The following is a 25,644-nucleotide window of genomic DNA, read 5'->3' as shown; positions in this document are numbered from 1 at the left end:
ACTAGTGTATTGACAGATGGCGGGCCAGCGCCTATCTCTCCATACAGCGCTGTATGGACGAAGACGCGAGGTCTGCTGATGCGTGATCTGCTGCTGCAATGTGCCGGCGTTGCCGGAATCGTGGTTGCCCTGATCCATGGCGTGCTCGGCGAAACCAAGGTGTTCGCCAAAGCGACCATCACCCCGGAACGCCTGCGCATGCTGATCCGGCTCGTCTGGCAGGCCGGTACGGTCGCCTGGATCGGCGGCGGTGTGCTCCTGCTTGCGGCGCCAATGTTGGGATCGGACAGCGCGCGGCACTGGATCGTGGCGACCATCGTCGCCGTCTACGGCTTTGCCGCCATCGCCAACGCCTGGTGGTCGCGCGGACGCGGCTTTGGCTGGAAGGCTCTCGCCGCCGTGGTCGCGCTGGCGGTCGCCGGATACTGAACCTGCCGATGCAATCCAAAGGAAGTGCGCGAGCCCCTGACCATCGACGACGGCGTTGCCCATGTTCGGCTGAACCGTCCGGACAAGATGAATGCGCTCGACCCCGCGATGTTCGAGGCGACCAACGAGGCCGATACGTAGCGCAACGGGCGAGGTCAGCAGTCCATCCGGTCCGTGAGGCGTAAGGCCGCAGCGATCCCGCGAATGCCTGCTGCATGCGGAGAGCGCTAATCTTTTGGCAATCGTTAGAACAACTCTAAATTCAAACAGCCTCGTACTGGATTGACTTCATCATCACCTTTGCTTCCTTCAGTTCCGCTTCGCGGCTCGCGTAGCGCGCACGACAAAGGAGGAGACGTTCGTGAAGGTCATTCGTGTTGTTGCCATTGCACTGACGGTCGGGATGGGCATGGGGTCGGCGGCCATGGCCGACGGATTCAAGGACTGCACCAAGCTCGACAAGGCGTCGTGGAAGCCGGCCAGCGAGGCCGAAGCCAAGGCCAAGGCGCTCGGTTATGAAGTGCGGCGCTCCAAGATCGAAGGCTCGTGCTACGAGGTCTACGGCGTCAAGGAAGGCAAGCTCTACGAGCTGTTCTACAGCCCCGAAGATCTCAGCCTGAAGCACACGATCGCCAAGTAAATCGCCAAGCAGGGCGTGAAGTAGATTGCGCGACGTGATCTGCGCAAAGCAGGGCTCGAGGATGGTCTTTGCTTGATTGAAGAAGCGATGCCAGCAGCGCGCGGGGTGTCCGACAGGACCCCCGCGGATCGAGCGACCCCGCGGACGGTCGCAGTCTGGGATCTCCCGCTGCGCCTCTGGCACTGGGCTCTCGCGGCCTGCGTTCTGGCCGCATGGTTCACGCCCACCGTCTATGATCGGCTTCACCGCATCGTCGGCTATGCGGTGCTCGTGCTTCTGGCCTTCCGTCTGGCCTGGGGCTTTTGGGGAAGCCGCTATTCGCGCTTCCGCATGATCAGGGTCAGGCTCCGGGCCGCGCCGGGCTATCTCTGGAATCTGCGCCGCGGCATCACCGGCCGCTATATCGGACTCAATCCCGCCGGCACCCTGATGCTGGTGGCGCTGCTGGCCTCGCTCGCGGTCTCGACGATCACGGGCGCGATGTCGGTGACCGTCACATTCTTCGGCGTCTGGTGGGTCGAGGACACCCACCATTATTCGTCGGATGCGGTCATCGTCCTGGTCGTGCTGCACGTGCTCGGCGTGCTGCTGATGGGGATTCTCCAGCGCGAGAATCTGATCCGCGCAATGCTCACCGGCCGCAAGCACATTCGCAATCGCCCCTGAGCCGGATCAGTTTGATTCGAACCGATGCAGCGGCGGGATCGCTCATCCGCGTAGTTTCACGGGAAGAGAACCCTTCGCCCGCACAGGGCTACCGCCGAATTCCGCATTTGAGACGCGCTATTTACCTCCCGCTAGGTATGCAACCGGGAATTGCAGAAAATTAACGCGAAGAAAGCCGATAGAATCAATCGTTGAAGTTATTGACGAGGGAGGCGATTTCGATGTTCCGCGTTTTTACCTGCCTCACGGCAGAGCATGATTGGCGGCTTGTCATACTCGCTGGTCTGGTCTGCTTCGCCGCAAGTATTGTGGCCGTCAGCATCTTTCATCGGGCGATCGCCTCGCGCGCCTGGGCGCGACTGATCTGGATTGCGATCGCCGGCGCCGCCATCGGTTATGGAATCTGGGCAACGCATTTTGTCGCAATGCTCGCCTACGAGCCCGGCGTCTCAACCGGTTATGGCATAGCTCTGACGGCTCTGTCGCTCGCCGCGGCGATGATCCTGACGTCAGGCGGTTTTGGCGTTGCCGTTGGCAGTTCCGGCCGCTGGCGGGCGGCTGCCGGGGGCGGCATCATCGGCGCCGGTATTGCGAGCATGCACTATCTGGGCATGTGGGCCCTCGAAGTGCCCGGTCGCGTGACTTGGTCGCCGAAGCTGGTGTTCGTCTCGATCATCCTTGGCATGGCCCTGGGCTACGCCGCACTTGCGGTCGCCCTGGGCCGCAAGGACAGGTGGGGGACCTTCGTCGCGGCGCTGCTGCTGACGCTCGCCATCGTGTCGCATCATTTTACGGCTATGGGGGCGGTGCAAATTGTTCCAGACCCGACGCTGACAAGCGATGCCCTGTCGCTTTCTCCCGCCTTCCTCGCCGTGGCAATTGCGGGCGTGGCTCTGTCAGTGCTCGGAATGAGTTTTGTCGGCGTGCTGGCGGATCGCCGGCTTGCGACCAGGACCAGCCGGTTCGAGGAAATCATCAGGGAGCTTTCGCTTGCAAGGCAACAGGTGGAAGATTCGCAAAAGGAAATCCAGGACCAGAAGATCAGGCTCGACACGGCCATCAACAACATGGTCGAGGGCCTTTGCATGTTTGACGCCGAGAAGCGGCTCGTCGTCTGTAACGAGCGTTATGCCCTGCTCTATCGGCTGCCGCCGGAATTGCTGAAGACGGGGACACCCCACGCCGACATCATCAAGCATCGCGTCGTGAACGGCATCCTCAAGGGCGACACCAGCGAGGGCGCTGCCGGGCAATTCATCTCGAAACTGGCCGCGTTGCCGTACGATGTAGTCTCGAGCAGGATCGACGAGTTTTCGGATGGTCGGTTGATCGGCGTGACGCGACAGCCGATGCCCGGCGGTGGATGGGTCGCCACGCATCTCGATGTGACCGAGCAACGCCGGTCCGAAGCCAAGATCACCCATATGGCGCAACACGATGCGCTGACCGATCTGCCAAACCGGGTGCTGCTCAGGGAGCGGATGGAGCATGCCATTGCGGTTTCGCGCAACGGCGGCGTCGATCTGGCCGTGCTCCTGCTCGACCTCGATCGCTTCAAGGAAGTCAACGACACGCTCGGGCATCCATCGGGCGATTCCCTGCTGCGCGCCGTCGCTGCGCGTCTGCGCGAATGCACCACGGAAACCGCGTTGATCGCCCGGCTGGGCGGCGATGAGTTCGCGGTGATCGATTACGTGACTAACCCGGCCGTGGAGGCCGCCGCCCTCGCCGAGAACATCAGGAAGGCGCTTTGCGAGCCGTTCGATCTCGGCGATCACCGCGTCACGGTGGGCACCAGCATCGGCATTGCCATCGCGCCGCGCGACGGCAATGATTCCGACGTGATCATGAAGAGCGCGGATCTCGCCCTCTACTCGGCCAAGAGCGGTGGACGCGGTGCATTCCGCTTCTTCGAGCCGGAGCTCGACGAGCTGATGCATGCGCGCCGCAACCTCGAGCGCGACATGCGGGTTGCGATTGCCGGCCGTCAATTCGAGCTCCATTACCAGCCGTTCGTCGGCGCCGCGACCGGCAAGGTCAGCGGCTTCGAGGCTCTGCTCCGCTGGCATCACCCGCAGCGAGGCCTTGTCATGCCGAACGAATTCATTCCGCTTGCGGAGGAGACCGGCCTGATCGTGCCGCTGGGAGAATGGGTCCTGAGAACCGCCTGCGCGGAAGCCGCCAAATGGCCTGCGCATGTCAGGATCGCGGTCAACCTGTCTCCCGCCCAGTTCAGGAGCAAGGAGCTCGTTCCTGTCGTTATCAGCGCGCTGGCGAGTTCGGGAATTGCGCCGCACAGGCTCGAGCTCGAGGTCACCGAGACGGCGATCATGCACGACAGCGAAGCCGTTTTCGCCGTACTCGGTCAACTGCGCGAGCTCGGTGTGCGAGTAGCCCTGGACGATTTCGGCACCGGTTATTCGTCGCTGAGCTTTCTGCAGCGGTTCCCCTTCGACAAGATCAAGATCGACCGCAGTTTCGTCAACGAGCTGTCCAGCGCGAGGGCAGATGCGCACCATCTCGCGCGAGCCGTCGTTCGTTTCGCAGTCAGTCTCGGCAAGACCACGACCGCCGAAGGCGTCGAAACGAAGGAGCAGCTCGACATTCTTCGCGAAGAGGGGTGCGTCGAAACGCAAGGCTACTACTTCAGCCGGCCGATGCCCGCATCCGATGTCGCCAGAATGCTGCGGCGAGGTGCCGGAGCAGTGGTCCGCGCCGCCTGAGCATTCGGACCCTCATTGCAGCGGCGGATCGCCGCTGGTGCGCTTCTTGGCGAGGTCCATCTCCGTGACGGCGATCAGAATCTCGGCGCGGGTCTTCAGGTCAGGCGCCTCCAGCATGGCCTGCTTCTCCGCGGGGCCATAGGGCGACATCATCGCCAGCGCATTGACGAGCGCTTCGTTGGGCGCGCTTTCGACGCCCTCCCAGTCGACCTTGAGATTATTGGCCTTCAGAAAGTCTGCCAGTACGGCCAGCAGCGCCTCGCGGTCGACCTGGTCCTCGCCCGTGCGCGCGGTGAAGTCGTCGACGAAGGCGAAGAAATCCACCTTGCACTGCCGGTAGGCGGTGAGCACTTCGAGCTCCTCGACCACCTTGAAGCGCGAGACGCCGGTGAGCTCGAGAATGTAGCGGCCGTCGCCGGATTCGGCGAGCTGGGTGATGCGGCCGACGCAGCCGACGCTGAACAGCGTCGGCTTGTCCGAATTTTTCGGCGAGTGCGCGACGTCAGGCTGGATCATGCCGATCAGGCGATGGCCGTCGCGGAAGGAATCATCGACCATCGCAAGGTAGCGCGGCTCGAAGATGTTGAGCGGCATCTGGCCGCGGGGCAGCAGCAGTGCGCCCGGCAGCGGAAAGACCGGAATGATCTCCGGGAGGTCGGCGGGTCCGCGATATTCGATGTTGATCGGCATCTGCCCGGTCCCCCTGGCCTTGCCAGCGCGGCTTACGAAAACAGGATCGTCGACAAACGCTTGCGTCCCTCGACGGTTGCATCATCCGTGCCGCCCCAGGCCTCGAAGAACTGCACCAGCTGCTTGCGGGCGCCGTCGTCGTTCCATTTGCGGTCACGCTTGACGATCTCGAGCAGCTGCGCGGTGGCTGCGGCGCGGTCGCCTTGCGCGTTGAGCGCGGTCGCCAGGTCGAATCGGGCCTGATGATCGAGCGGGTTTGCGGCGACTTTCTGTTCCAGCTCCGCGACCGGCCCGAGCGATTGGGCCTGCTCGGCGAGATCGATCGCGGTCTGCACGGCCTTCACCGCGGGATCGTTGCGCTTGGATTCCGGGACCATGGCCAGCGTCTGCTTGGCCTGCTCCATCGCGCCGGAGACGGCGTAGCACTTCGCAAGGCCGGCAAGCGCCGCGATGTTGGTCGAATCGTGCTGAAGGACCTCCGCATAGATCTGCGCGGCGGCTGCGGCGTCGCCCTCGGCGAGCACGGCCTCGGCCTCTTGCAGGATTTCAGCAATATTTGGCTCACCCGGCGCGGTCACGCCTTTGGTCAGCTTTTCGATGAAGGCGTTGAGCTGGCTCTCGGGCACCGCGCCCATGAAACCGTCGGCCGGCTGGCCGTTGACGAAGGCGATCACGGCCGGGATCGACTGGATGCCCATCTGGCCAGGGATCGCGGGGTGCTGGTCGATGTTCATCTTGACCAGCTTGACCTTGCCCTTGGCCGCCTTGACCGCCTTTTCCAGCAGGGGGGTGAGCTGCTTGCAGGGGCCGCACCACTCCGCCCAGAAATCGATCAGCACCGGCTGGCGCTTCGATTCCTCGATGACGTCCTTCACGAAGGTCTGGGTGGTGGTGTCCTTGATCAGGTCGGCCGCAGCCGGGCCCGCCGCTCCGTTACCCTGGTCGATGATCGTCACGGGATCCCCTCGTCTGATGTCCGGAATGGCGGGTCTTTAGCATGCCGCCACTTCCTGTGCTCGTTGTTGGCTCCTAAATTGGGCCGATTGGGCCGAATTTCAATCCACCGCGACCGATTCGGCAGTTCCGGCGCCTTTTTGGGTGATTTGGTCGCATCCGGGGCCCATATGGGGCCTCCAAATGCGAATTGATGCCGCCGGTAGCTGTTGCATTCCCCTCCCGCTTTTGGCATACGACAGCCGTTGCCGGCGCGTCACGCGACCGACACAGGATGCGGGTGTAGCTCAGTGGTAGAGCACGACCTTGCCAAGGTCGGGGTCGAGGGTTCGAGCCCCTTCGCCCGCTCCAATTTTTCCCAGAGCATCCAGCCGATCCGGACGGAAACGTGGTTTTCCACGCCGCTGGCGGCTCTCTTGGGTTCTCAATGACAATCCTGGTCACCGGTAGCGCGGGTCACCTCGGCGAGGCCATTCTGCGGACGTTGCGGCGAAGCGGGTCGCCCGCACGCGGGGTCGACCTGAAGCCCTCGCCCTACACCAATGCGGTCGGATCGATCGTCGATCCCGGCTTCGTGCGGCGCCAGATGGCTGGCGTCTCGGCCGTCATCCACACCGCGACGCTGCACAAGCCGCATGTGGCGACCCACGCCAAGCAGGATTTCGTCGACACCAACGTATCAGGCACGCTCCATTTGCTCGAGGCGGCAGTGGCCGCCGGCGTGACGAGCTTCGTCTTCACCAGCACCACCAGCGCGTTCGGCTCGCAGCTTCGCCCGGGGGCGGGACGGGCTGCCGTGTGGGTCACCGAGGACCTGCCGCCAGTGCCGAAGAACATTTACGGCACGACCAAGCTGATGGCCGAGACCCTCTGCGAGCTGTTCTCTCGCGAGCGCGGCCTGCCGGTCGTGGTCTTGCGGACCTCGCGCTTCTTTCCGGAAGCCGACGATGATCCCGCGATGCGGTCGGCCTACACGACCGAGAACGCTCAGGCCAATGAGCTGCTCTATCGCCGGCTGGATATCGCGGATGCGGTGAGCGCCCATCTGCTCGCCGCCGAACGCGCCCCGAAGATCGGCTTCGCCCACTACATTGTCTCCGCCACGAGTCCGTTCGAGCCGCGCCATGTCGCAGCACTCGCGCGCGATGCGGCCAGTGTCGTGCGTGAGCTCTATCCGGATTGCACGCAGCTCTATGCGGCGCGCGGCTGGAACCTCTTCCCCGAGATCGATCGTGTCTATGTCAACGAACGCGCACGGCGCGAGCTGGGCTGGCGGCCTGAATTCGACTTCGCGCATGTCCTGAGGAGCCTGCGCGGGGGCCGCGATTTTCGCAGCGCGCTGGCGCACGAGATCGGCTCGAAAGGCTATCATGACACGGTGTTCGATGACGGCCCCTACCCCGTCGCCGGTTGAGCGCCGCGTTTGCTAATTTACTCGACAGGTCAAATGCCTGCCGGGTCTCACCTCGAGCAGTGCGACCTGCGCCGTTCTACTGTGCATGGGGTTGTTTTCGCGTTTTGTGTTGCCCGCCCCCTCGATCCTGCCGCAAATGAGGCGCGCGCCGCTTTGATTCCGCGTTGCAGCGAGAGCGCTGTCGCCGCCGCGTCTGCCCTCGTTGACATTCCGTCTCAATTTTTATTGAGCGCAACCGCAGCGCAGGCGATGCCCTTCTCAGCGCTCGCAGATGTGCTAGCCTTTTTGCGTCTGCTTCTCGGCAGACCCAAACTTCGCCTCTCGACTAGCAAGATAAAATAATGCGCAGCCCTGACGGCTGCCTTAGGGGAGTGACGCGATGAAATTCCATCGATCCGTCTTTCAATCCGTCCTGGCGCTTGCAGCGGTTGCCTTTCTTGCAGGGACAAGCGCCGGCAACGCGCAGCAGCAGGACAAGAACAAGCCGCTGAAGAAATACGAATCCGGCACCAAGGAGTTCTGGACCCATCCGCCGGATGACTGGTTCCTCGGCGACGAGACCGAGGCGCAGAAGGGCCTCGCGCCGCCGTCGGGCCCGCCGACCGGCGCCTCCGATGCCGAGCTCGCCAACATCGTCAAGAAGATCAAGCTGCCGGCGGGCTTCAAGATCGAGGTCTATGCTTCGGGCGTGCTGGCGGCGCGGCAGATGGCCTGGGGTGACAAGGGCACGCTGTTCGTCGGCTCGTTCGGCCTCGGCAACGTCTATGCCATCAAGGACAATGGTGGGAAGAAAGAGGTCAAGACCGTTCTCAAGGGCCTCAACATGCCCACCGGTCTCGCCTTCAAGGACGGCGCGCTCTACGTCATCGCCGTCGACAAGCTGATCCGCTACGACAACGCGGAGGCCAATCTCGACAAGCTCGGCGACGGCAAGGTCGTCTATGACGACATGCCGTCCTATGCTGCGCATGGCTGGAAATACATCGCGGTCGACAAGGAAGGCTGGTTCTTCCTGCCGTTCGGGCCGCCCTTCAACATCGGCATTCCGCCGACCAGCGTGTCGCAGATCCGGCGCGTCGATCCCAAGACCGGCAATGCCGAAATCTGGGCGCTGGGCGTTCGCAACTCGGTCGGCGGTGACGTCGATCCGCGCACCGGCAAGCTCTGGTTCACCGAAAACGCCCGCGATTGGATCAGCGATGATCTGCCCTCGGACAAGCTGAACATGATCAACCGGATCGGCGAGCATTTCGGCTATCCCTATTGCCACCAGGGCAATTTGCCTGACGACAAGTTCGCCATGGGCCACAAATGCACCGAGTTCACGCCGCCGGTGCTGAACCTCGGCGCGCATGTCGCTCCGCTCGGCATGAAGTTCTACACGGGCAACCAATTCCCGACCGAGTACAAGAACAACATCTTGATCGCCGAGCACGGCTCCTGGAACAGGCACAAATATCAGGGCGCGCGCATCATGCGCGTGATCGTCGGGCCCGACGGCAAGAACGCCAAGCAGGAGGTGTTCGCCTCTGGCTGGCTCGAGGGTGACCAGGGCTATCTCGGCCGTCCCAATGACATCCTGCTCGACAAGGACGGCTCGATCCTCGTCGCCGACGACTGGGCCGGCGCGATCTACCGCATCAGCTACGGCAAGAAGTAGCGCGACGTAACGAAGAGGCTGCGAGCGGGCGACCGACGCAGCCTCTTTCATTTCAAAGCCAACGCGTCGTTCCAGATTGCGCGCCAGCGCAAGTCCGGAACCCATAACCCCGGATCGTGGTTATGTATTCTCAGATGTGCAAGTTGCGCATCTTAGCTCGTGCTCCGCACGCCCCGGAATGACGGGCTGGATAGATCGGAATCCCAATCATGCGCCGGCAGTTCATCTCTCACGCAATCAGCACGATTGCGCTCGTGGCGCTCGGAACCCTTCCGACAGGCGCTGCCGACAATTCTGCGATCAAGGAGAAAGCCTCCGTCTGCTCTGGTTGTCACGGCGAGAACGGCATTTCGCAGACGGAGAACATCCCCTCGCTCGCGGGCCAGCCCGATCAATTCACCCAGTGGCAGCTTGTGTTCTTCCGCGCGGGCTCGCGCAAGAACGACCAGATGCAGCCGATCGTCGAGGAGATCACCAACGAGGACATCCGCAACTTCGGCGCTTACTTCGCCTCGCTAACGCCGCCGAAGGGCCCGGACGACGACGATCCGGATCTGTCCAAGAAAGGCGCGCAAGTTGCCGCCGGCCGCCGCTGCGCCTCATGCCATGCCGATAACTTCGCCGGCACCAAGGGAGTTGCGCGACTTGCCGGCCAGCGCGAGGAATATCTGGTCAAGGCACTGCACGACTACAAGGCGGGCCAGCGGGTCGGCGGTGGCGTCGCCGCGATGGCCGATGTCGCCTATCACATGAGCGACGAGGAAATTACGGCCGTCTCGCACTATCTCGCGCATTTGAAGTAGCAGTGGTGCTGTCTCCACAAACCCCGCTGTCGTCCCGGACAAGCGAAGCGCCGATCCGGGACCCATAACCGCAGGACGTTGTTTTGCGACGACTCGGAGTGGGAGCATCGCGTCATAACCACTCCCTGTGGTTATGGGTCCCGGATCCGTGCTGCGCGCGCCCCGGGACGACAGCGGAATGTGGGGTTACTACCTACCCCGCCCGCTGCTTCTCATACGCCTTCAAATGCGTGTAGGCGATGCGCAGCTTCGGCACCGGCACCTTGGCAGCGTCAGCACGCGTGATGAGGTCGCCGATGACGTGATCGGCTTCGACCGGCAGGCCCGCCTTGATGTCGCGAAACATCGAGGCCGTCATCGGTGACCCCTCGGTGGTGAGATTGCCCTTCACCCGCTCGAAGAACGGCCCGCCCGGCGGATATCCCGACGCGGCGGCGATCGCGCTGGTCTCGTCCAACATGCCGAGCAGGAAATCCCGGCCACCGGGAGCTGCAAGGATGTTGCCGACAGAGGTGCGCATCAGGCTGGTCGACGCCGCGAGCGAAGAAAGGAACACCCACTTCTCCCACATGTCCTGCATGATGTTCTGGCTGGCGCTGGCGCCATTGATGCCGCTCTTGAAGGCCTCGTCGATGGCCTTGATGCGCTCCGAGAGCTTGCCGTCGCGCTCGCCATAACTGATCGACTGCATCGGCTGCAGCTGCACCACCTCGCGCTTCTCGTTCAAGGTCGCGGCGATGGCGCAGAGCCCGCCGAGCACGCGCTCCTTGCCGAACTCGGCATCCAGCGTGTCGAGATGGTGCATGCCGTTGAGCATCGGGATGATCGCCGTGTCAGGCCCGACCGCCGCGGCAAACGATCTGATGGCGTCCTCGAGGTCGAACGCCTTGCAGCTCAGAAGTACGACGTCGACTTTGTCCTTGAGCGCGGCGGCCTGCACGGTCGGCGGATTTTGCAGGGTCACATCGCCATTCGGACTCTTGATGACGAGGCCGCCGCTGGCGAGTTCACTGGCGCGGCGTGGCCGGACCAGGAAGGTGACGTCGCGGCCCGCTTGCAACAGCCTGCCACCAAAATAGCCGCCGATGGCGCCGGCGCCGACCACGAGGATACGCATGGGGTGCTCCACAGTTGTTGCTCTTCAAATAGACGCGAATGGCGAATAGGGAGTAGCGAATAGGATAGCACGCCATGAAACGCGAGTAACGTTTCCACTATTCGCTATTGGCCATTCACTATTCGCCCTTCTCCAACACCATTTCCTCGACCTCGCGCAACTGCTCCTTGCCGAAGAACATCTCGGTGCCGACGAAGAAGGTCGGCGAGCCGAACGCGCCGCGGGCCACAGCGTCCTCGGTGTTCTTGATCAGCTTGCCCTTCACCTCGGGTTCCCCGGCGCGGGCAAACAGCTTTTGCGCATCGAGGCCTGAGGACGCCAGCGCCTTCGCCGCGACTTCAGGGTCGTCCATCTTCTTCGGCTCGCGCCACATGTGATGGAAGGCGGCCTCGACATAGGGCTCGAACACACCCTCGAGCTGCGCGGCGATTGCCGTGCGCATCAGGTTCAGCGTATTGACCGGGAAGAAGGGGTTCATGACGTAAGGCTGGACCTTGAAGCGCTTGACGAAGCGCTCGGTCTCGACCGCGTGGAATTCGCGCTTGTTCTTGATCCCGGCGAGGGTCTCGGCCGGCGACTTGTTGTTGGTCGACTTGAAGATGCCGCCGAGCAGGATCGGGACGTATTCGAACTTGACGCCGATGCGCTGCTCGATCGCGGGAATCGCGAGATGGCTGAGATAGGCGTTCGGGCTGCCGAAATCGAACAGGAATTGCGGGGCAGTGCGGGTCAAATTCGGTCTCCCTGACTTCTCTTTCGCGCATTGTGGCGCAGCATACGCCACAGGTCCACCGTTTAATGACGATCGTAATACATAGACGGTCAGACCTGACGCCGGATCGCTCGCTTGCGCCACACCAGGAAGTAATAGCCCATCTGCAAAACGAACATGGCGCAGAACACGATGGGATAAGCGGCCCATACGCCCGCAAGGCCGATCGTGCGGCTCAGGATCACCGCGGCAGGCAGCTCGATCGCGACAATCGCGACGATCGAGAGCAGCATCGGCGTCAACGCGACGCCGGCCGCGCGCATGGCTCCGGAGAACACCGTGGCGAGGCCAAACGGCACCGAGCTCCACAGGGCGATGTCGAGCAGGCCTCTCGCCAGATCGAGCACGGCGGCGTCGGTGATGAAGATGCCGAGGATCGCGCGCGGGGCGAGATAGATGAGCGCCACGAGCCCGCCGGTCAGGACGAAGTTGAAAGCGAGCCCGACCCTCACGATGCCGTCGAGCCGGGCTCTGTCGCCGCTGCCGACCGCCTGCGCGCCGAGGATCGAGACCGCGATCGAAATCGACATCGCCGTGAACTGCGTGTAGCCCATCACCTGATTGACGGCGCCATAGGCAGCAGTGGCGTCCGACCCGAAGCCGTTGACGAGGCCGAGCAGGACCAGTTCCGCGATCGCCATCACCACCATGCCGACGGCGCTCGGCAATCCGATGCCGAGAATCTTTCCGAGCATGGCGCCGTTCGGCCGCAGGTGACGCAGCAGCGCCGCGTCCGGTGCGAGCGCGTGCTTCTTCCGCAGCAGATAGAGCGCCAGCGCGATCAACGTGACCGCGTTCGAGATCGCTGCCGCCCATGCCGGACTGGTGATGCCGGCCGCCGGCAATCCGAACGACCCGCGGATCAGAAGCGGTGTCAGGATCAGGCCGATCGCGGTCGACAACGCCAGCGCCAGCAGCGGCGTGAGCGCGTCGCCGACGCCGCGGACCATCGCCGTCATCAACAGGAAGACGAAGCCGAGCGGCATGGTGAGCAGCATGATCCGCGCATAGGCGCTGGCAGGAGCGAGAATGTCTGTGGGCGTGGCGAGTGCCATCATCAGTTGACGGCTGAAGAGTCCGCCGACCAGCGCAACCGAAATGGAGAGCAGGAGGCCGATCGCAAGCGTCGTACCCACGACGATTCTGATCTTGTCGTGCTCGCGCGCGCCAAAGGCCTGACCGATCAGCACGGTCGCGCCGGTGCTGAGGCCCATGACGAAGGCGAACAGGAAGAACATCACCGGGAAGAACACCGAGACGGCCGCCAGCGCGTCGACGCCGAGCATCTGGCCGAGATAGACGTTGCTGACGGTGCCGAACAGCGATTGCAGCGCGTTGCTCAGCATCAACGGTGCGAGGAAGCGGAGGAATGTCGTCCAGAGCGGCTTGGTGGGCATGGATGTGTCTTTCATCAGGGCGTGCGAAGCCGTTGCCGCGCGAGGTGCGCGGCCCGGCCGTCGATGGGGTTGAGCGAAAGTGCCGCGCGGCTTAAGCGCGGTCGCTGTAGGCGAGCTTGACGATGTGGTCGCGGATATCGGTCGGCCAGTCCGCGATCAGTCCGGCGAAGCGCCGCCTGTCATCCGCGAACAGCGCTCGCGAAGCTTCCTCGAACTGCGGCAGATTGCCTGCCATGATCGACATGAAGTGATAGGCCGCATCGCGCGCCTGCCGTTCGCGGTCCTTGTCGCCGCTGGCGCGCCTCGCCTCGTCGACGAGCTTGCGCAATGCGACGGAAGCGCCGCCTGGCTGCGCACCTAGCCATTCCCAGTGTCGCGGCAGCAGCGTCACCTCGCGTGCGACCACGCCGAGCTTCGGCCGGCCGCGGCCGCGCGGCTCGCTTGGTGGCGCGCTCTCCTCGACCGTGGGCGGGACGAGCTTCGCCAACCGCGCCAGCACTTCGCGATCCCCGCCGCGCAGATCGAAGTCGATGGATCGGCCGGTGCCGTCCTCGAAGATGATGATAGGCTCGTCCGGCCGTGACGCCATCCGCTTGACGATTAGCGCGACCTCGCCTGCCGGCCCGGACACCAGGCGACGCGGGCCTTGGAAAGCGGTGAAAATCTTCTGCATTGGAATCATTGCCATATTGACGATGCTGGGCCGTTTAATACCCGGGTAGATTTAAAACGTCAATATACCCGGGTGAAATTATCCGACCGGATGGCTCGACATTGCGTTCCCGGGCTGGCAGGTACGCGGCCGACCGACCACGCCTAGCCACCACGCCTAGCCTTGGGGACCTCGCCGATGCTGACCGTTCACCACCTCAACAATTCCCGCTCGCAGCGCGTGCTTTGGCTGCTCGAAGAGTTGGGCGTGCCCTACGAGATCGTGCGCTATCAGCGCCAGGCGGATATGCGCGCGCCGAAGGAGCTGCGCGCCATCCATCCGCTCGGCAAGTCGCCCGTCATCACCGACAACGGCAACACCATCGCCGAGTCGGGCGCGATCATCGAATATCTCATCGCGACCTACGGCAACGGCCGTCTGATTCCGCCGCCGAACACGCCGGAGCGGCTGCGCTTCACCTATTGGCTGCATTATGCCGAAGGATCCGCGATGCAGCCCTTGCTGCTGAAGCTGCTGTTCACGCTGATGCCGAAGCGCGCGCCCGCACTGCTTCGTCCGCTGGTGCGCAAGGTCTCGAACACGGCGCTGACGACGCTGGTCAACCCGCAGCTCAAGCAGCACATGGATTACTGGGAAGGCGAGCTCGCGAAGAGCGAGTGGTTCGCTGGCAACGACTTCACGGCTGCCGACATTCAGATGAGCTTTCCGCTGGAGGCGGCGCAAGCGCGCGGCGGGCTCGAGCAGGGCCATCCCAAGGCGATGGCATTCCTCGAACGCATCCACGCGCGGCCGGCCTATGCTCGTGCGTTGGAAAAGGGCGGACCGTATCAGGTGGGGCGGTAAGTTTTCCTCGCCGCCCCACACCGGGCGTTTAATCCGCGTGCAGGACGCGCCCGCGCGTCTCGGGCAGCGCAAAGGCGGCAATGAAGAACACAGCGTAAGCCACCACCGCGAAGATCGCGATCGCGTTCGCAAGCGACGTCGTCGCCGAGAGCGCGCCAACGAGGAACGGAAACAGCGCGCCGATGCCGCGGCCGAAATTGTAGCAAAAGCCCTGGCCGGAGCCGCGCAGCCGCGTCGGATAAAGCTCGGTCAGGAACGCGCCGATGCCGGAGAAATAGCCCGAGGCAAAGAAGCCGAGCGGGAAACCGAGCACCCAGAGGATTTCATTGGTGAGCGGCAGCTGCGTATAGAGCAGCACCACCGCCATGGCGCCGATCGAGAAGATCAGGAACAGATTGCGACGTCCGATGCGGTCGGCAAGCCAGGCGCCGACGAGATAGCCGATGAAGGAGCCGATGATCAGCGTCGAGAGATAGCCGGTCGAGCCGACGATCGACAGATGCCGCTCCTTGGTGAGGAATTGCGGCACCCAGAATGTGACGGCGTAGTAGCCGCCCTGGCAGCCCGTCGCCATCAGCGACGCCAGGATCGTGGTCTTCAGGATCGGGCCGGAGAAGATCTCCCAGAGCGCCGGGCGATCGCCGCTCGCGGCCTGCCTGGCGCGGGCCTGGGCCGAGATTTCCGGCTCGGTGACGGAGCGACGGATGTAGAACACGAGCAGCGCCGGCAGCGCGCCGATCACGAACATCCAGCGCCAGGCCGTCTCCGGCGGCAAGACCGAGAACAGGATCGCTTGCGACAGCACCGCGAGGCCCCAGCCGACCGCCCAGCCCGACTGCACGGAGCCCACGGCACGTCCGCGATATTGCGGCCGGATCGCTTCACCCATGAGCACGGCGCCCGCCGCCCATTCGCCACCGAAGCCGAGGCCGAGCACCGCACGTGCAATCAGGAGCTGGTCGAAGTTCTGCACGACGGCACAGACCAGCGAGAAGAACGAGAACCAGATGATGGTGATCTGGAGCGTTCTCACCCGCCCGATATGGTCCGAGAGATAACCGCCGAGCCAGCCGCCGATCGCCGAGGCGAGCAGCGTCACCGTTCCGGCAAGGCCAGCGGAAGCCGCATCGACCTTCCACAGCGCGATGATGGTGCCGATCACCAGCGGATAGATCATGAAGTCCATGCCGTCGAGCGCCCACCCGGCCGCGCAGGCCCAGAACGTCCGGCGCTCCGGCGTGCTCATGTCGCGATAGAACGCCAGCAGGCTGGTGTCCTCGATCTCGGCGCGTTCGATACGCTGGTTCGGATCGGTCGTCGTCATGTGCGTTTCCCCGGCAGTTTCTTGAAAGCTGCGCTTTGGTAGCACGCGTGGTCGCGGGAGCTAGCGGGCCCGCGCTCCCGTGCCATGCAAATGACCTGCCTACTGCCCCGCTGCCTCCGCACCGCGCGTGCGCAGATCGGGCGCGCCAAGCGGCCCGTTCGGAGTCACGAGGATCGAATTGGCCGACGTCTGCCCCATCGGCTCGACGACGAGATGGCCCATTGCCTTCAGGCTGAGCAGCACGTCGTCGGGAAAGCCTCGCTCGATGCGCACTTCGTCCGGCAGCCATTGATGGTGCAGCCGCGGCGTCGAAACGGCAGCGGCCACGTCCATCTTGTAGTCGAGGACGTTCACGATCACCTGGAGCACCGTCGAGATGATGCGGCTGCCACCGGGCGAGCCCGTCACCAGCACCGGCTTGCCGTCCCGCAGCACGATGGTCGGTGACATCGAGGACAGCGGCCGCTTGCCCGGTCCGGGCAGATTGGCCTCGAAGCCGACGAGGCCATAGGCATTGGAAGCGCCGATCGCGGCGGTGAAGTCGTCGAGTTCGTTGTTGAGCAGCACGCCGGTGCCGTCGGCAACGAGGCCGACGCCATAACTGAAGTTCAGCGTATAGGTGTTGCTGACGGCGTTGCCGCGGCCGTCGACGACGGAAAAATGCGTGGTGTTGCTGCCCTCGCGCGGTGAGGGAGCCGCCGAAACCAGCTCCTTCGACGGCGTGACGCGATCGGCGGAGATGCCTGCGCGCAACTTGGCGGCGTAGTCCTTGGCGGTCAGCGTCTCGATCGGTGCGTTGACGAAGGCGGGATCGCCGAGATAACGCGCGCGGTCCGCATAGGCGCGCTTCATGGCTTCGATCAAAAGATGCAGCGACGCCGGCGAACCCTGCTTCAAATCGGCGAGCTGGAAGCCTTCGAGAATGTTGAGGGTCTCCACCAGCACCACGCCGCCAGACGAAGGCAGCGGCATCGATACGATGTCGTAGCCGCGATAGGTGCCGCGCACCGGCGCGCGGACCACCGCCTGATAGGATTTCAGGTCGGCCGGCGTCATGATGCCGCCGGCGTCAGCCACCGCCTTGGCGAGCTTTTCCGCAACCGGCCCCTCATAGAAGCCGCGTGGCCCCTGTGCCGCGACGGCTGACAGCGTTTCAGCGAGATCGCCCTGCACCAGCCTGTCGCCTTCACTGATCGGCGTGCCATCCGGCCGCGAGAAGATTTTGGCCGAGGAAGGCCAGCGTGCCAGCCGCCGGTGCCAGCCCGGCAGCGTGTCTGCCATGTCGTCGCTGACGACAAAACCATCGCGGGCGAGCGCAATCGCAGGCTCGAGCAATTGCGCCAGCGTGAACTGGCCCGAGCCGTATTTTTCCAATGCGAGAGCGAGACCTGCGACGGTGCCGGGCACGCCAATGCCAAGCGCGGAATCCCGTGATTTTGCTACGTCCGGCTTGCCGTCGGGTCCGAGGAATATTTGTGGCGTGGTCGCCGCGGGCGCCGTCTCGCGGTAATCAATCGTGATGTCTTCATTGCGGTCGGCGGAATGGATCACCATAAAACCGCCGCCACCGATATTACCGGCGCGCGGATAGGTCACGGCCATCGCAAAACCGGTCGCGACGGCGGCATCGACCGCATTGCCGCCGCGCCGCAGGATGTCGGCACCGACCTGCGCAGATATCTTCTCCTGCGCGACCACCATGCCGTGTTCGGCGGCGACGGCGCGCACGTGGTCGCGGGCGGGCGGAACATAGCCCTGCCGCGCATCCTGTGCCGTCGCGGGCACAAGGCCCAGCGCCAGCGCGGCAATGACGGCCAAAAATGTCCGTCGTGTCGAATATGAGGACATCATCAAAATTTCCGTCGTGCCGTTGGGCCAGTTCACACCCGTCACGGCAATGCTATACGGTTTGCCCCAAGACAGGCAAAACTGTTCGTGATGAGGACTGCGTGATGACGACGATCGCCCCAGATGCGCGCATGGCCGGCGTGCCGCGGACCTATCCGCCGCGCGCCGCCGTCGTCAGCTGGATCTTCTTCGACTGGGCCGCGCAGCCCTATTTCACGCTGATCACGACCTTCGTGTTCGCGCCCTATTTCGCCACCAGCATCGCGCCGAATCCCGCCACCGGCCAATCATTGTGGGGATTTGCGATGGCGGCTGCGGGTCTCGCCATCGCGCTGCTGTCGCCCGTGCTCGGGGCCATCGCCGATGCGTCCGGCCGCAGGAAGCCCTGGATCGCAGGATTCGGTGTGGTGCTGGTGCTGGCGTCCTGCACGCTGTGGATCGGCAAGCCCGGCGATCCCTCGGTCATTCCGCCGCTGCTCACCGCGGTGGCGCTCGCCAGCGTCGGCGCGGAATTCGCCACACTCTTCAACAACGCGATGATGCCGACGCTGGTGCCGCCGGAGCGGATCGGTCGGCTTTCCGGCACCGGTTGGGCGACCGGCTATGTCGGTGGCATCGTCAGTCTGATCATCGTGCTCGGCCTCCTCGCCGCCAATCCCGAGACCGGCCGCACATTGCTCGGTCTTTCGCCGCTGTTCGGGCTCGACCCGGTCAGCCATCAGGGCGATCGCATCGTCGGGCCGCTGACCGGACTGTGGTTCGTGATCTTCGTGACGCCGCTGTTCCTGTTCACGCCCGACTATCCGGCGAAGCGCCCGCTGCGCGAGGCGTTACACGAAGGACTGTGGGAGCTGAAGCAGTCGATCAAGAGCCTGCCGAAGCAGCCGTCGCTCGCGGCCTTCCTGCTCGCCAACATGATCTACACCGACGGTCTGGTGTCGCTGTTCGCCTTCGGCGGCATCTATGCCGCGGGCACCTTCGGCTGGCACACGATTCAGATCGGCACCTTCGGCATCATGCTCGCGATCGCCGGCGCGTTCGGCGCCTGGCTTGGCGGCAAGTTGGATGATCGTCTCGGGCCGAAGCGCGTCATTGCTGGCAGCCTGCTGGTCCTGTTGTTGTCGGTGGCGGCAATCCTTCTGGTCGACAAGGACAGCGTGTTGTTCGTCAAGGTCGCACCGCCGCAATCAGGCGCTCCCTTGTTCTCGAGCGCCGCGGAACGCGCTTATCTGGTGCTAGGCTGCCTCATCGGCGCGGCCGGTGGTCCACTCCAGGCGGCGTCACGCACGCTGCTGATCCGCCTCGCACCGAAAGACCGCATCGCCCAGTATTTCGGCCTGTTCGCACTGACCGGGAAGGTGACGTCCTTCATCGGACCGCTTCTGATCGGCATGATCACAGCAGTGACCGCAAGCCAGAAGGCCGGCATGGCCGTGCTGGTGGTGTTCTTCGTCACGGGATTGGCGCTGTTGATGCGGGTGCGGGAGTAGCCGCGCTACGCGATCTCACCTCCGTCATTGCGAGGAGCGAAGCGACGAAGCAATCCAGGCTATCTCTGCGGAAAGATTCTGGATTGCTTCGCTGCGCTCGCAATGACGGTCTCGATAGAGGGCCGTGTTCGCTCTTGCGGCCGGCTCAATGCCTGAAATGCCGCGTTCCCGTGAACACCATGGCAATGCCGTGCTCGTCGGCGGCCTTGATCACTTCGTCGTCGCGCATGGAGCCGCCGGGCTGCACCACGGCGGTGGCGCCGGCCTCGATGCAGGCGAGCATGCCGTCGGCGAACGGGAAGAACGCATCCGAGGCCACCACCGAGCCCTTGGTGAGCGGCTCGGCGAGCTTCAGCTCGTTCGCCGCATCCTGGGCCTTGCGCGCCGCGATCCGCGCTGAATCCACCCGGCTCATCTGGCCCGCGCCGATGCCGACGGTGGCCAGATCCCTAGCGTAGATGATGGTGTTGGACTTGACGTGCTTTGCCACGCGGAACGCAAACTTCAGGTCGCGCATCTCGCCGTCAGTTGGTGCACGCTTGGTCACGACCTTGAAGGTCATATCGTCGACCACGGCATTGTCGCGGCTCTGTACCAGCAGGCCGCCGGCAACCGTCTTGGCGGTGAGACCCAGCGTGCGCGGGTCGGGCAGGCTGCCGGCGAGCAGCAGGCGCAGGTTCTTCTTCCCGCCGATGATGGCGATCGCCTCCTCGCTGGCATCGGGCGCGATGATCACCTCGGTGAAGATTTTCGTGATCTCGCGGGCGGTATCGGCGTCGAGCGCGCGGTTCATCGCGATGATGCCGCCGAAGGCGGAGGTGGAATCGCAGGCCAGCGCCTTGCGATAGGCGCTGACGAGGTCGGAGCCTTCCGCGACGCCGCAGGGATTGGCGTGCTTGACGATGACGCAGGCCGCGGTGCGCTTGGCGTCGAACTCGCCGATGCATTCATAGGCCGCGTCGGTGTCGTTGATGTTGTTGTACGAGAGCTCCTTGCCCTGGAGCTGGCGCGCGGTCGAGACTCCCGGGCGCTTGTCCGGCGTCGCATAAAACGCCGCGGTCTGGTGCGGGTTCTCGCCATAGCGCAGCGACTGGATCAGACGGCCGCCGAAGGCGCGGAAGTCGGGCGCGTCGATCTCGAGCTGGCGGCTGAACCAGTTCGAGATCGCGGCATCGTAAGCGCCGGTGCGCGCATAGGCCTTTGCGGCAAGCCGCCGCCGCAGCTTCAGCGTTGTCGCTCCGTTGTTGGCGGCGAGCTCGTCGAGCACGGCCTTGTAATCCTCGGCCTCGACCACGACCGCGACGTCGTCATGGTTCTTGGCGGCGGCGCGGATCATCGCGGGGCCGCCGATGTCGATGTTCTCGATGCAATCCTCGAAGCCCGCGCCTTTGTCGACGGTCGCCTCGAACGGGTAGAGGTTGACGACGAGGAGGTCGATCGGCGCGATGCCATGCGCCTTCATCGCCTCTGCGTGCTCCTTGTTGTCGCGGATCGCGAGCAGGCCGCCATGCACCTTCGGATGCAGCGTCTTGACGCGGCCGTCCATCATCTCGGGGAAGCCGGTCAGGTCGGAGACGTCTTTCACCTTGAGACCGGCCGCGGCAATCGCTTTCGCGGTGCCGCCCGTCGAGACCAGCTCGACGTCGTGCGCAGCAAGCGCCTTGGCGAACTCGATCAGGCCGGTCTTGTCGGAAACGGAAAGCAGGGCGCGGGTGACGCGGCGGGGATGGTCAGTCATGAGCAAGATCCTCTGCTAAGGGAGTGTCTATGCCCAGGCGCGCGGCGTCTATGTCCCGCGCTTCCCGATGGTGCTCCATCCAAGGTCGCCAGTTGCGCGAGCGAGGGCTCGATAGCAGTTTTCAGCGGGCTTCACAACGATCAGATTGAGTTGAAATACGCGCGTCTATAGCGGTAGTTCCGGCTCCCGCCGTGCATTTCTTCGGGCATTGGTGACGGCCGGCGAAGCGGTGGAACGCACAAAACTCCAGCGGATCGAGGGCGCCTGCCGCGCGTCCTGCCGGATCACGATCTGGGCGGTGCGGCGCGGGCCGTCATTACCGGCCAGGAACACGCTGTCCTCGAGGTCGACCTTGTCGTCGAGCGCCTCGAAGGTCCAGACGTCGCGGTTCGGCAGCACCAGCATGACGCCGCGCGCATCCGACAGCCGGCTCGCCTTCACCGCCGGATGCAGATGGAAGCGCAGCGCGAAATCGGCATCCGCACCCTTGAAACGTCCGCCCTGCGGCGGCGACAGCGTGTCCTCGCCGTCGATGCGCGCGCCGTCATTGGCGATCATCAGCACCCGGCGATGGATCGCGCCGAATTTGCCGAGATAGCCGTCATGCGAGGTCGTGAGCAGCGTGCCGTTCTGCACGATCTCGCGATAGCTCTCCACCTCGACGGGCCCGCTGGTGACCGGCGAGCCGTGCAGGAGCCGCTTCATTGCCGACATCTCCACGAACTGGCATGACGAGGCGTCGTGATAGGTCAGCGTCGAATGCGCCGCCGTGCCGCGTGCGAACGGCCGCCAATTGTCGCGGCCCGTGGTCGGCATGCCGCAATTGGTGACGATGCGGCTGATCCCGGAGGACAGCTCGAACGACAGACAGCCGGCATGGGCGTCGTGACTGACGCCGGCGGGCGGCGGCGGGCCGGTGTCGATGATCACAGTGGTCTGGCCGGCATCGAGGCGCTGAAAGCCGGTATGCGGCATGTTCGCCATCGGCACACCGTGGGTGTCGTCATAGGCGAGCAGCGTCGCGAGCAGGTCGGAAGATGTCGCGCTCATGCCGTTGAACAGCGCGAAATTTCCGTCGCCATGCCGGAAGAAACGCAGCATCGGCATCATGCGGTCGATCGCGTTGAGCAGTGCCGGCGGTGGCGCGATGTTGCGCGCGGCAAAGGTCTGCCGCAGCGGCAGCAGGTCGATCAAGAGTTCGATCAGCGCGCCCGGGTTGCGGGAGATGTGTCCGCCGTCGGGCAGGATCTGCCGCTGCAATTCGTCGGAAAGTTTTTTCGAGGCGTTGCGGATGTGGCTCGCCTGGTTGGCGAGGCACAAGGCCGCATAGCACAGCGCGATCAGCACCTGGAGTTTCGGCACCCCGTCCGGAATGTTGACCATGGTGTAGCGCAGGAAGCGGATCTCGCGGGCCAAGGCGCGCAGATAGCGACGGTAGAATTTGTTGTCGGTCTCGTTGAGCACCAGCGGCGCCTGCGACAGCAGCGAGATCACGCGTCGGGCCAGCACGTCGGCGCGGCGCGCGACCGGGCGACGCTTGTTGGCGGGGTTGGCGATCCAGTCTTCGATCAGCGCGCGCGCATTCGCTCGTGTCAGCGCAGTGTCGGCGGCGCGCAAATGACGCAGCCAACCGAAGCCGAGCAGCGCAACCTCCCAATCCTCCGACGGCGGCTCGAGATCGAAGATCGAGCGGCCGTGGCAATTGACGATCTTGCCGGCAAAGACAAAGCGGCCGGCATAGATTTCGGCGGCGCGGGTCGCATCCGCGGTGCGCAGGTCGTGCGGCGCGATGATCAGCCGGTCGGTGCGGCCGGGCCAGACCCGCGACAGCGCAACGGAACCGCCGCTCGCGCGCGCGAGCATGTTCCGCGCGAAGCGGTTCATGACCAGCGTCGAGATACGTCTGCGTTGAGCGACCGACACGCCTTGCCTTGAAGGGGGAGAGGATTCCGACGAATCCCTATTAATCCCAAAATCGGCCGTCTGACACCACCTTGAACGTGTGAGAATCAGCGTCGGGGTCGCAAAATCCAGTGCAAAATCAGGATTTAACGAGCCGGGCTGCGAAAAATCCGTCAAGCCCGCCGCGCTTGGGATCGGCGTTCGGCAGATGGCTGGGCAAAGTGCGCAGATCGCCTTCGGCGGTGATGAGTTCGTCGAGGCCCGCGACCTCCGACGCCTCGATTGGCACGCGGCGAAGTGCAGGCTCTGCGGCCAGCAGCGTCGCCACCGCCTGCTCGCCTTCTTCAGGTTCCAGCGAGCAGGTGCAATAGACCAGCATCCCGCCCGGCTTGAGCAACGATACCGATTTTCGCAGCAGCCGCTGCTGAAGCGCGGTCATGGCGGTGACATCGGATTCCTGCCGCAGCCACGCCACGTCGGGATGACGGCGGATTGTGCCGGTCGAGGTGCAGGGCGCATCGATCAAAATACCGTCGAAGCCCTCGGTGGGGCCGGCCCATTCCACGGCGTCAGCAACGACAGTCTCTGCCTGGAGCGACAGCCGCGCCAGGTTTTCGCGCAGCCGCGCCACCCGGGCCGGCGAGCGGTCGATCGCCGTGACATGCGCGCCTGATAGCGCCAGCTGCGCGGTCTTGCCGCCCGGGGCGGCGCAGAGATCGGCGATGGATTTGCCTTTGATGTCGCCGAACAGCCGGGCGGGCAGCGCGGCGGCGGCATCCTGCACCCACCATTGTCCCTCGGCGAAGCCGGGCAGCATGGTCACCGAGCCGTGCAGCAGCATCCGCACCGTCCCGGTCGGCAGCGTCTCGCCATGCAGGCGGCTCGCCCATTGCTCGGCATCCGACTTCACGGTGAGATCGAGCGAGGGCTCGTGGCCGAGCGCCAGCGCCATGTCTCGTGCGGTCGCCTCGCCATAATGCGCGCTCCAGCGCGCGAGCAGCCATGGCGGCAGGTCCAACGACTGCGCGGTAACTTCCTCGACCAGCGCCTTGCCCTCGCGCGCGCAGCGGCGCAGCACGGCATTGACGAGCCCCGCATAGCGCGCGGCGCGCCTGTCGGATTGCACCAGGCGAACGGAGAGGTCGACGGCGGCGTGATCGGGCACGTCCATCCAGAGGATCTGCGCCGCGCCGATCAGGAGCGCGCTCTGCGCGCGCGGTGCCTCGGAGGGAATGCCCTTATCGAGCAGGCGGGACAGCACATGGCCGAGCGTGCCCAGCCGGCGCAGCACGGTGGCGACCAGGCGCCGCATCAGCGCGCGGTCGCGGTCGGCCAGCGTCTTCAGTCCGGGATGAGCGCCGCTGCCGTCGAGCTGGTCGTCTAGCGTGCGATGCTTGTGAAGCACGCCGTCGACGATGTCGGCGGCAATCCGTCGCGCCGCAAGACCGGGCACTTCGGACGGAGGGGCGAAACGTTGAGATGGCATGCGGAAGCAAGGTTCTGAGCGAGCGGCAGTTCCGCCGCAATGGGCGCATGCCTTGAGAACCCAATCTCTGGCACGCGAATATGCCAAATGTAAGAATCGCTTCCGGCTTTTTCAGCCCTTCCGGGCTGATTTCAGGAATGCGTTATTGGACGTCGCGTTGCGGGCCGTCCTGCGCTAGAAAGCCCAGCGATGAGTGACCGGCCTCCCCTTCCCGACCGCAAGCCGTTATCGCCGGCCGCCCAGCGCGCGCTGGCCGAAGCCGAGGCGCGCCGGCAGGCTGCCGCGGCCAAGGATGAGGCCAAGGCCAAAGAGTTGCAGGGACCAAAGGGACCTGAGCCTACTCGCTACGGCGACTGGGAGCGCAAGGGCATCGCTTCCGACTTCTGAGTCGCTCTTGCGGGCTCGGCCGACTCAGCCATAGCGTTGCGCGATGTCGCGCTTTGACCCCAGCCATCCCTCTCGGACGTCATACAGCGGCTCGCCGTTCGGTCGGCACTTCTCCGGATTGTTGCCGTGGATGTTCGTGGTCGGCGTCGTGCTGGCCGTCGTCCTCACCTTCCGCCATGGAATGGACTGGCTTGTTCCGCACACGGACGGCGACCGCACACGGGATGCCGAGATCGTTCTGCAGCAGGCGGATCATCCCGATGCTCGCGAGCCCGTCGATGTCATTCGCACAATCGACGGCGACACCTTCCTTGCGCGTGTTCGTCAGCGTGACGGCCGCGATCTCGTCGTGCGCGTTCGGCTGCGCGGCATCGATGCGCCCGAATTGAAGGCATCCTGCCAGGAGGAGTTGGACAAGGCGGAAGCGGCGGCCCGCGCATTGCGCGATCTGCTCGGCCAGGGCGGCGTGACCATCACCAATCTCGGCCCCGACAAATACGGCCGCGTTCTCGCCGACGTCGCGACCCGGCGGACCGCGAACGTTTCGGCGGCGTTGCTCGCGGGCGGTTTTGCGCGGAGCTACAATGGCGGCCATCGCGGCGGCTGGTGCACACGCAGCTGGCGCTTCTGGTAACAAAAAAGCCGCGTCCCAAGACGCGGCCCATTCTTGTCTTGCTCGCTCCCGGCG

Annotated in this window: 22 protein-coding genes, 1 tRNA gene and 1 riboswitch; of the genes, 12 read left to right on the top strand and 11 right to left on the bottom strand. The window is 64.4% G+C overall.

What is annotated here, in order from left to right:
* The first annotated feature begins 78 nt into the window (after positions 1-78).
* From IVB26_RS38555 to IVB26_RS38535, 4 genes are all read left to right on the top strand, one after another.
* Positions 79-429 carry a hypothetical protein gene (locus tag IVB26_RS38555; RefSeq protein WP_247970040.1) on the top strand — a complete coding sequence of 117 codons (351 nt, stop codon included), beginning with the start codon at positions 79-81 and terminating at the stop codon, positions 427-429.
* 361 nt (positions 430-790) lie between these two features.
* Entirely contained in the window at positions 791-1,069 is a 279-nt protein-coding gene (locus IVB26_RS38545) for a PepSY domain-containing protein (protein WP_018323571.1), read from the top strand.
* A gap of 72 nt (positions 1,070-1,141) precedes the next feature.
* Positions 1,142-1,735 (top strand): cytochrome b/b6 domain-containing protein, encoded by a 594-nt coding sequence (locus tag IVB26_RS38540; protein ID WP_247970039.1) that lies wholly within the window; start codon positions 1,142-1,144, stop codon positions 1,733-1,735.
* A 221-nt stretch (positions 1,736-1,956) separates the two neighbouring features.
* Positions 1,957-4,458 carry a bifunctional diguanylate cyclase/phosphodiesterase gene (locus IVB26_RS38535; RefSeq protein ID WP_247970038.1) on the top strand — a complete coding sequence of 834 codons (2,502 nt, stop codon included), beginning with the start codon at positions 1,957-1,959 and terminating at the stop codon, positions 4,456-4,458.
* Positions 4,459-4,470: 12 nt separating this feature from the next.
* Here IVB26_RS38535 and IVB26_RS38530 read toward each other — a convergent pair whose 3' ends face one another.
* Entirely contained in the window at positions 4,471-5,148 is a 678-nt protein-coding gene (locus tag IVB26_RS38530) for an LON peptidase substrate-binding domain-containing protein (protein ID WP_246922232.1), read from the bottom strand.
* Positions 5,149-5,180: 32 nt separating this feature from the next.
* On the bottom strand, positions 5,181-6,104 hold the full coding sequence (trxA, locus tag IVB26_RS38525; RefSeq protein ID WP_246922231.1) for a thioredoxin: 924 nt from the start codon (positions 6,102-6,104) through the stop codon (positions 5,181-5,183).
* Between the two features lie 274 nt (positions 6,105-6,378).
* Here trxA and IVB26_RS38520 point away from each other — a divergent pair.
* From IVB26_RS38520 to IVB26_RS38505, 4 genes are all read left to right on the top strand, one after another.
* Positions 6,379-6,453 (top strand) — tRNA-Gly (locus IVB26_RS38520).
* Positions 6,454-6,529: 76 nt separating this feature from the next.
* Complete coding sequence (locus IVB26_RS38515) at positions 6,530-7,516, top strand: NAD-dependent epimerase/dehydratase family protein (protein WP_247970037.1); 987 nt, start codon at positions 6,530-6,532, stop codon at positions 7,514-7,516.
* Between the two features lie 379 nt (positions 7,517-7,895).
* The gene (locus IVB26_RS38510) at positions 7,896-9,176 is read left to right on the top strand and encodes a PQQ-dependent sugar dehydrogenase (RefSeq protein WP_247970036.1); all 1,281 of its coding nucleotides are present in this window, start codon (positions 7,896-7,898) and stop codon (positions 9,174-9,176) included.
* A gap of 209 nt (positions 9,177-9,385) precedes the next feature.
* Positions 9,386-9,979: a c-type cytochrome gene (locus tag IVB26_RS38505; RefSeq protein ID WP_247970035.1), complete on the top strand. Its 594-nt coding sequence runs from the start codon at positions 9,386-9,388 to the stop codon at positions 9,977-9,979.
* A gap of 193 nt (positions 9,980-10,172) precedes the next feature.
* Here the strand turns inward: IVB26_RS38505 and panE are convergent, their stop codons facing one another.
* The 4 genes from panE to IVB26_RS38485 all read right to left on the bottom strand — a co-directional run bounded on the left by panE (position 10,173) and on the right by IVB26_RS38485 (position 13,953).
* Positions 10,173-11,096: a 2-dehydropantoate 2-reductase gene (gene panE / locus IVB26_RS38500; protein WP_247970034.1), complete on the bottom strand. Its 924-nt coding sequence runs from the start codon at positions 11,094-11,096 to the stop codon at positions 10,173-10,175.
* 118 nt (positions 11,097-11,214) lie between these two features.
* On the bottom strand, positions 11,215-11,829 hold the full coding sequence (locus tag IVB26_RS38495) for a 2-hydroxychromene-2-carboxylate isomerase (RefSeq protein WP_247970033.1): 615 nt from the start codon (positions 11,827-11,829) through the stop codon (positions 11,215-11,217).
* 89 nt (positions 11,830-11,918) lie between these two features.
* Positions 11,919-13,265 (bottom strand): MATE family efflux transporter, encoded by a 1,347-nt coding sequence (locus IVB26_RS38490; RefSeq protein WP_247970032.1) that lies wholly within the window; start codon positions 13,263-13,265, stop codon positions 11,919-11,921.
* A 91-nt stretch (positions 13,266-13,356) separates the two neighbouring features.
* The gene (locus IVB26_RS38485) at positions 13,357-13,953 is read right to left on the bottom strand and encodes a DUF2239 family protein (RefSeq protein WP_247970031.1); all 597 of its coding nucleotides are present in this window, start codon (positions 13,951-13,953) and stop codon (positions 13,357-13,359) included.
* A gap of 162 nt (positions 13,954-14,115) precedes the next feature.
* On the opposite strand from IVB26_RS38485, the gene IVB26_RS38480 reads away from it, so the two are divergent.
* A complete protein-coding gene (locus IVB26_RS38480; protein ID WP_246931108.1) occupies positions 14,116-14,781 on the top strand; it encodes a glutathione S-transferase family protein in 666 nt (221 codons plus the stop codon).
* Positions 14,782-14,809: 28 nt separating this feature from the next.
* On the opposite strand, the gene IVB26_RS38475 is transcribed toward IVB26_RS38480, so the two are convergent.
* Positions 14,810-16,105, bottom strand: a complete 1,296-nt coding sequence (locus IVB26_RS38475) for an MFS transporter (RefSeq protein ID WP_247970030.1) — start codon at positions 16,103-16,105, stop codon at positions 14,810-14,812.
* Positions 16,106-16,204: 99 nt separating this feature from the next.
* Positions 16,205-17,956, bottom strand: coding sequence for a gamma-glutamyltransferase (ggt, locus tag IVB26_RS38470; protein WP_247970029.1), 1,752 nt, complete (start codon positions 17,954-17,956; stop codon positions 16,205-16,207).
* 101 nt (positions 17,957-18,057) lie between these two features.
* Between ggt and IVB26_RS38465 the strand changes: the two genes are divergently transcribed.
* Positions 18,058-19,443 (top strand): MFS transporter, encoded by a 1,386-nt coding sequence (locus tag IVB26_RS38465; protein ID WP_247970028.1) that lies wholly within the window; start codon positions 18,058-18,060, stop codon positions 19,441-19,443.
* A gap of 145 nt (positions 19,444-19,588) precedes the next feature.
* On the opposite strand, the gene purH is transcribed toward IVB26_RS38465, so the two are convergent.
* From purH to IVB26_RS38450, 3 genes are all read right to left on the bottom strand, one after another.
* Positions 19,589-21,181: a bifunctional phosphoribosylaminoimidazolecarboxamide formyltransferase/IMP cyclohydrolase gene (gene purH, locus IVB26_RS38460; protein WP_247970027.1), complete on the bottom strand. Its 1,593-nt coding sequence runs from the start codon at positions 21,179-21,181 to the stop codon at positions 19,589-19,591.
* 24 nt (positions 21,182-21,205) lie between these two features.
* Positions 21,206-21,287: riboswitch (ZMP/ZTP riboswitch) on the bottom strand.
* Positions 21,288-21,346: 59 nt separating this feature from the next.
* A complete protein-coding gene (locus IVB26_RS38455) occupies positions 21,347-23,065 on the bottom strand; it encodes a heparinase II/III family protein (RefSeq protein ID WP_247320725.1) in 1,719 nt (572 codons plus the stop codon).
* A gap of 157 nt (positions 23,066-23,222) precedes the next feature.
* Positions 23,223-24,569, bottom strand: coding sequence for an RsmB/NOP family class I SAM-dependent RNA methyltransferase (locus IVB26_RS38450; protein ID WP_247970026.1), 1,347 nt, complete (start codon positions 24,567-24,569; stop codon positions 23,223-23,225).
* A gap of 189 nt (positions 24,570-24,758) precedes the next feature.
* Between IVB26_RS38450 and IVB26_RS38445 the strand changes: the two genes are divergently transcribed.
* Both IVB26_RS38445 and IVB26_RS38440 read left to right on the top strand, forming a co-directional pair.
* On the top strand, positions 24,759-24,956 hold the full coding sequence (locus IVB26_RS38445) for a DUF1674 domain-containing protein (protein ID WP_247970025.1): 198 nt from the start codon (positions 24,759-24,761) through the stop codon (positions 24,954-24,956).
* 43 nt (positions 24,957-24,999) lie between these two features.
* Positions 25,000-25,590, top strand: a complete 591-nt coding sequence (locus IVB26_RS38440; RefSeq protein WP_247970024.1) for a thermonuclease family protein — start codon at positions 25,000-25,002, stop codon at positions 25,588-25,590.
* Positions 25,591-25,644: the final 54 nt, after the last annotated feature.

The organism is Bradyrhizobium sp. 195 (assembly GCF_023101665.1).
Lineage (GTDB): Bacteria > Pseudomonadota > Alphaproteobacteria > Rhizobiales > Xanthobacteraceae > Bradyrhizobium.
Note: the sequence above shows the minus strand (reverse complement) of the source record. Positions and strands in the feature narration are given on the sequence as shown.